Source organism: Microbacterium sp. H6 (assembly GCF_003314775.1).
Lineage (GTDB): Bacteria > Actinomycetota > Actinomycetes > Actinomycetales > Microbacteriaceae > Microbacterium > Microbacterium oxydans.
On the sequence record NZ_QOAY01000107.1, the window covers coordinates 476 to 7,182 of the forward strand.

Annotated in this window: 5 protein-coding genes; 4 read left to right on the forward strand and 1 reads right to left on the reverse strand. The window is 68.9% G+C overall.

All coding sequences use genetic code 11. From position 1 onward, the window contains the following. Nucleotides 1-1,361, reverse strand: a 1,361-nt coding sequence (locus DSP71_RS07255; RefSeq protein WP_113680747.1) for a PucR family transcriptional regulator, incomplete at its 3' end; no start/stop codon positions are given. Between the two features lie 98 nt (nt 1,362-1,459). Here DSP71_RS07255 and gabT point away from each other — a divergent pair. From gabT to DSP71_RS07275, 4 genes are all read left to right on the forward strand, one after another. Continuing rightward, the gene (gabT, locus tag DSP71_RS07260) at nt 1,460-2,827 is read left to right on the forward strand and encodes a 4-aminobutyrate--2-oxoglutarate transaminase (RefSeq protein WP_046747854.1); all 1,368 of its coding nucleotides are present in this window, start codon (nt 1,460-1,462) and stop codon (nt 2,825-2,827) included. 107 nt (nt 2,828-2,934) lie between these two features. Then, the gene (locus tag DSP71_RS07265) at nt 2,935-4,317 is read left to right on the forward strand and encodes an NAD(P)/FAD-dependent oxidoreductase (protein ID WP_046747855.1); all 1,383 of its coding nucleotides are present in this window, start codon (nt 2,935-2,937) and stop codon (nt 4,315-4,317) included. Continuing rightward, a complete protein-coding gene (locus DSP71_RS07270) occupies nt 4,317-5,201 on the forward strand; it encodes a universal stress protein (protein ID WP_113680748.1) in 885 nt (294 codons plus the stop codon). Before DSP71_RS07265 ends, DSP71_RS07270 begins: the two co-directional genes overlap by 1 nt. Beyond that, nucleotides 5,201-6,707 (forward strand): APC family permease (locus DSP71_RS07275; RefSeq protein ID WP_147251231.1); only part of this gene is annotated, 1,507 nt, incomplete at its 3' end. The genes DSP71_RS07270 and DSP71_RS07275, both read left to right, overlap by 1 nt.

Consider the following 6,707-nt stretch of genomic DNA (forward strand, 5'->3'; position numbering starts at 1 on the left):
TTCGCGTCGTGCTCCAGCCACGTGCGCAGCGAGCGTTCGAGATCGGCTCCGGTGCGGGCGTCGTGCTCGCGCACCGGTGCGAGGCGCGACTCGGCGACCAGGCGGGCCTCGTCCGTCGCGAGAGCGGTGAGGATGCTCGACCCCACGGTGTCGGCGTAGCGGGCGACCCCGTGCGTGCCCTGCTGGCGCAGCGCGGTGAGTGCCTGCGCATGGGCACGGGCGAACGAATCGTAGCCCTCCGAATCGGAGACGCCGATGCGGATGCCGAACCGCGCGGCGACCTCATCGAGCAGCCCTTCGTCGGCGACCGACACGCACATCGTGACGCCGTCCTCGGACTCGGCCAGGAAGAAGGAGGTGCCGTGTTCGGACCGGTGTCGCTCCCACCAGTCGGCCAGGGGTCCCGCAGGGGCGTCGGCCGCGACCGCGACCAGCACGGGCGCGGGTGGCAGGCTTCCCAGCACCCGTCTGGCGAGAGAGGGGTCGTCGGCGAGGAGCGAGCCGAGGAGCTGGGTGTGCAGGCGGCGTCGGCTGCGCGCCAGCTGCTCGCTCTGCTCCATCGCGAGTCCCGCCATGGCGATGACCGATGTCACGACCGAACGTGCTTCGGGGTCGAGCGTCTCGATGGCCAGGGCGATGACGCCGCGCAGGTGTCCGCCGCGGCCCACCGTGAACAGCATGAACGAGTGACCCTCGATGCTGAGCGACTGCCCGGCCTCGAGCCCCCGCGTGAGGATCTCGACCACGCGGGAGCCGAGTTCGTGGAGCACACGCGCCTCGATGGCGTCACGCGGGTGAGCGAACGTGAGGGCTCCGGCGGCGTCGAACATGCCAGACCAGACGTCGAGCCGACGCCCGAGCTCCGCGATCGTCGCGTCGAGGCCGTGCGGACGGAGGGCGGCGAGGGCCAGAGCGCGCTGCGTGTCGAGTGCCCATGACCGTCGTGCATAGGCCTGAGCCGCGATGGCCTCGGAGTGTGCACGTGCGACGGCGATGAACGGGGTGCGGTACGGTACGGCGAACAGGGGCATCCCGTGCACAGCGCAGGCCTCGACGAGCTCGTCGGGGATCCCTGAGCGATGCACCTCGGTACCGAACCCCAGGCCGATCACGCCGCGGTCTGCGAGTCGCCCGACATACGTGTCGATGCTCACGGCCTCGTCGAACTGCGTCCCCGTGGTCAGCAGTGCCAGGTCTTCCGAGAGGAACGGGGTCGGGTCGGCGAGGTCGGAGCTGTGCACCCAGCGCAGGGGGCGGTCGAGAGCGCCTTCCGGGATGTCGGCTTCGCGAGGCACCAGCGAGAGCCCGAGGTCACGACGCTGCAGCAGCGCACGCAGGGTCGGCTGAGCGGTGACGGCCATGACATCCTCCGGAACTTATACACGCAGGCGAACTGACGCTACAGATTGTACAGACCGGTGAATGCAGCAGTCTCGGTCACCGCCGTACGCTCGCGAACATGGCACTCCTCGACACCGCAGCCCCCGCAGTCCCTCTCGGTGGACCCGACCTCCCGCAGGAGCGTCGCCTGGTCACGGACCTCCCCGGCCCCCGTTCGGCCGAGATCCTCGCGCGCAAGGCGGACGCCGTCGCCGCGGGTGTCGGACACACGGTTCCGATCGCGGCCGTCGCCGCGGGCGGCGGAGTGGTCGTCGACGCCGACGGCAACTCGCTCATCGACCTCGGTTCCGGCATCGCCGTGACCACGGTGGGCAACGCGCACCCCAAGGTCGCTGCGGCCGTCGCCGCTCAGGCCGCGCAGTTCACGCACACCTGCTTCATGATCTCGCCGTACGAGTCCTACGTGGGCGTGGCCGAAGCACTCAACCGCGTCACCCCCGGCGACTTCGCCAAGAAGAGCGCCCTGTTCAACTCGGGCGCCGAAGCGGTCGAGAACGCGATCAAGATCGCCCGCAAGCACACCGGTCGCCAGGCCGTCGTCGCATTCGACCACGGCTACCACGGCCGCACGAACCTGACCATGGCGCTCACCGCCAAGTCGATGCCCTACAAGAGCGGCTTCGGCCCGTTCGCCCCCGAGGTGTACCGCGCGCCGATGTCGTACCCCTTCCGCGACGGACTCGACGGGCGCGAGGCCGCGGCCCGCGTGATCCTCCAGCTCGAGAAGCAGATCGGTGCCGACAACCTGGCCGCGGTCATCATCGAGCCCATTCAGGGCGAGGGTGGCTTCATCGTCCCGGCCGACGGCTTCCTCCCCGCGATCGTCGACTGGTGCCGCGCGAACGGCGTCGTCTTCATCGCCGACGAGGTGCAGACCGGCTTCGCCCGTACCGGTCATATGTTCGCGAGCGAGATCTTCGGCATCGAGCCCGACCTGATCACCACGGCCAAGGGCATCGCCGGCGGCCTCCCGCTCGCCGCCGTCACCGGTCGTTCCGAGATCATGGACGCCTCGCACTCCGGCGGTCTCGGCGGCACCTACGGCGGCAATCCGATCGCCTGTGCCGCGGCCCTCGCCTCGATCGACGTGTTCGAGAACGACGGCGTCATCGAGCGGGCACGCGAGATCGGCACCATCCTCATCGACCGTCTCACCGCGATCCAGCAGAACGACCCGCGCGTCGGAGACATCCGCGGCCACGGAGCCATGATCGCCGCCGAGTTCGTGGATCCCGAGACCAAGGCACCGAACGCCGCTCTCACGGCGGCCGTCGCGAAGGCGTGCATCGCGCAGGGCGTCATCGTCCTCACCTGCGGCACCTACGGCAACGTCATCCGCTTCCTTCCTCCGCTCTCGATCGGCGACGACCTGCTGAACGAAGGACTCGACATCGTGGCCGCAGCCCTGGCTGCAGCCGCCGAATAACATGCAGGCCGCGCTCCCGCGCGGCCTGACCCCCTGTCCGGTCGCGGCCCCAATCGGGGGATTTCGGGTCGCGACCGGCACTACTTCCCCCAACGAAGGAGTTGCAGATGTCTGAGATCACCCGCGACGTACTCATCATCGGTGCCGGAGCCGCAGGGCTCACGGCCGCGAACGACCTGCGCAAGGCCGGCCTGTCGGTCGCCGTGCTGGAGGCCCGCGACCGGGTGGGCGGCCGCCTGTGGACCGACGTCATCGACGGTGCCATGCTCGAGATCGGCGGCCAGTGGGTCTCGCCCGACCAGGACGCGCTCAAGGACACGATCGAGGAGCTGGGCCTCGAGACCTACAGCCGTTACCGCGAGGGTGACAGCGTCTACGTCGGACCCGACGGGAAGACCCACCGCTTCACGGGGGAGATGTTCCCCGTCTCGCCGGAGACCGAGGCCGTGATCGCCCGCATCACCGGCATCCTCGACGCGCTGGTCGCGGAGATCGACCCCGATCAGCCGTGGGCGCACCCCAAGGCCGAGGAGTGGGACTCCATCACCTGGGATGCCTGGCTGCGTTCGCAGACCGACGACGACGAGGCCGTGCGCAACCTCGCCTTCGCCACGGGCTCCGCGATGCTCACCAAACCCACGCACTCGTTCTCGCTCCTGCAGTCGCTCCTGATGGCCGCGTCCGCCGGTTCCTACTCGAACCTGGTCGACGCCGACTTCATCCTCGACAAGCGCGTCGTGGGCGGTCTCCAGCAGGTGCCGCTGCGCCTCGCCGAGCGTCTGGGCGACGACGTGCTGTTGAACCAGCCCGTCCGCCGCCTCGAGTGGTCGGATGCCGGTGTGGTCGCCGTCACCGACGAGCTCACCGTGCGCGCCCGCCACGCGATCCTCGCGCACGCACCGGTTCTCTACAGCCGCATCTCGTTCGACCCGCCGCTTCCGCGCCGCCAGCACCAGCTGCACCAGCACCTCTCGATGGGCTTCGTCATCAAGGTGCACGCCGTGTACGACCGGCCGTTCTGGCGCGAGCAGGGTCTCAGCGGCACCGCGTTCAGCCCGTACGAACTGTCGCACGAGGCCTACGACAACACCAACCACGGCGATGAGCGTGGCACCCTGGTCGGCTTCGTCTCCGACGCCAACGCCGACGGTGTCTTCGAGCTCTCGGCCGAGGAGCGCAAGGAGCGCATCCTCGAGTCGCTGTCGCACTACTACGGCCCCGAGGCCAAGAACCCGGTCGTCTACTACGAGAGCGACTGGGGCAGCGAGGAGTGGACGCGCGGCGCCTATGCCGCCAGCTTCGACATGGGCGGCCTGCACCGCTACGGCGCCGACCTGCGCAGCGCGGTCGGACCGATCCACTTCGCGTGCAGCGACATGGCAGGCGCCGGGTATCAGCACGTGGACGGTGCGATCCGGATGGGACACCTGGTCGCCTCCAACATCGTCGATGCGAGTCGTGAGGCCGGCGCTGTCGAGAGCAGCAGCTGATGACCGGGTCGGTCGTCGTCGGATACACGGCGACGGACGCGGGAGCGGATGCCGCAGCGCTGGGTGCGCGCATCGCCCGCAGCCTGGGAGCGACCCTGCACCTGGTGATCGTGCTGCCCAACGAGGGCACGCGCAGTGCTGCGGTGCCGCCGGAGCGCGCCTACGAGGAGCACATCCGCTCGCAGGCCAAGAAGTGGCTCGGCGACGCCGTCGTCCGGTTGCCGCAGGAGCTGATCCGCAGCGGACACGTCCGCTTCTCCGAGTCGTTCGCCGAGGGGCTCATCGCCGCCGGTGAGGAGTTCGGCGCACGTCTGATCGTGATCGGCGCGGCGGGCGGCGGCATCTTCGGGCGCCACCGTCTCGGCAGCGTGGCCTCCGAGCTGCTGCACTCGTCGACCATCCCGGTCGCCCTGGCGCCTGCCGGCACCGCGCAGCAGGACGACCACGTCATCCCGCGTGTCACGGTCGCGGTCGGCTCACGGCCGGGCGCGGACGCGCTGCTCGACGAAGCGGTGTCGCTCGCCGGAGACAGCGGTGTCGATCTGCGACTCGTCTCCCTCGTGCCGTTCGACGTGCCACCCGGCCTCGACACGGGAGCCATCCGCACCGTAGGGGACACGCACGGTCGAGAGGTTCTCGCGATGGCGACCGAGCTCCTTCCGGACGGGCGCACCGCCGCGGTCGAGAAGGCCCCAGGCGACACGGTCGAGGATGCGGTCGCGAACCTCTCCTGGCTTCCCGGTGAGGTCATCCTGGTCGGATCGAGCCGGCTGGCACAGCCGCGCCGACTGTTCCTGGGCTCCACGGCGGCGAAGATGCTGCACGTTCTGCCCGTCCCCATGATCGTCGTCCCGCGCACCCGCAACGAAGCAGGAGAACGCTGATGAGCAGCACCCACCGGGCGACGGAGCCCGAATCCGGCGTCACCACCGGGATCTCCACCAAGGGCCTGAGCGCCGGAACGGTCGGCCTGATCGGCGCGGTCGTGATCGGCATCTCGTGCATCGCGCCCGCCTACACGTTCACGGCGGCCGTCGGACCCGTGGCCTCCACCGTCGGGTCCCAGATCCCGGCGATCATCCTCGTCGGGTTCATCCCGATGCTCCTGGTCGCCTTCGGCTACCGCGAGCTCAACAACCGGATGCCCGACTCCGGCACGTCGTTCACCTGGGCGGCCCGTGCTTTCGGTCCCTGGGTGGGCTGGATGGCCGGCTGGGGCCTCGTCGTCGCCACGATCCTCGTGCTGTCCAACCTCGCGGGCATCGCCGTGGACTTCCTCTTCCTGCTGATCTCGCAGATCACGGGCAACCCCGACATCGCCTCCCTCGCGAGCGTCACCTGGATCAACATCGGCGTGTGCCTGCTGTTCATGCTCGGCGCGACGTGGATCTCGTACCGCGACATGCAGACGACGCAGAAGCTGCAGTACTGGCTCGTCAGCTTCCAGATCCTCGTGCTGCTGTTCTTCGCCGGGGCCGCGATCGTGCAGGCGGTGAACGGCAACGGCTTCGACTACCAGCCGTTCGACCTCGGCTGGTTCAACCCGTTCGCGATCTCGTCGTTCAGCGCCGTCGCCGCCGGCCTCTCCCTGTCGATCTTCATCTTCTGGGGCTGGGACGTCACCCTCACCATGAACGAGGAGACCAAGGATCCGGAGAAGACCCCGGGGCGTGCCGCCACCGTCACGGTGCTCATGATCGTCTCCCTGTACCTGCTGCTGGCGGTCGCGATGATCATGTTCGCCGGCGTCGGCACCGGAGCGTTGGGCCTCGGCAACGAGGACATCCAGGAGAACGTGTTCTTCCACCTCTCCGGCCCGATCCTCGGCCCGCTCGCGTTCCTCGTGTCGCTCGCGGTGCTGACCAGTTCGGCATCGTCGCTGCAGTCCACGTTCGTGGGTCCCGCGCGCACCCTGCTGGCGATGGGGCACTACGGCGCACTGCCCAAGTCGTTCGCGAAGGTCAGCCCGCGGTTCTTCACCCCGGGGTACGCGACCATCGCCTCCGCCATCGTGGCATCGGCCTTCTACGCCGTGATGCGCATCGTCAGCGAGGACACGCTGTGGGACACCATCCTGACACTCGGCATGATGATCTGCTTCTACTACGGGATCACCGCATTCGCCTGCGTCTGGTACTTCCGCAAGCAGTGGTTCGACTCGACGCGGAACTTCTTCTTCACGTTCCTGTTCCCGCTGGTCGGCGGCGCGATCCTCGCGGTGCTGTTCTTCACCACGCTGATCGACTCGATGGACCCGGCCTACGGCTCCGGCTCGCAGATCGGCGGGGTCGGCATCGTGTTCATCCTCGGCATGCTGATCATCGTCGTCGGCATCGTCGTCATGATCTGGAACGCGATCAGACGGCCCGCCTTCTTCCGCGGACAGACCC

Bases quoted from the DNA above. Each gene is read 5' to 3' on its own strand.
- gabT (WP_046747854.1), top strand. From the start codon at position 1,460: ATGGCACTCCTCGACACCGCAGCCCCCGCAGTCCCTCTCGGTGGACCC.
- DSP71_RS07270 (WP_113680748.1), top strand. From the start codon at position 4,317: ATGACCGGGTCGGTCGTCGTCGGATACACGGCGACGGACGCGGGAGCG.
- DSP71_RS07265 (WP_046747855.1), top strand. From the start codon at position 2,935: ATGTCTGAGATCACCCGCGACGTACTCATCATCGGTGCCGGAGCCGCA.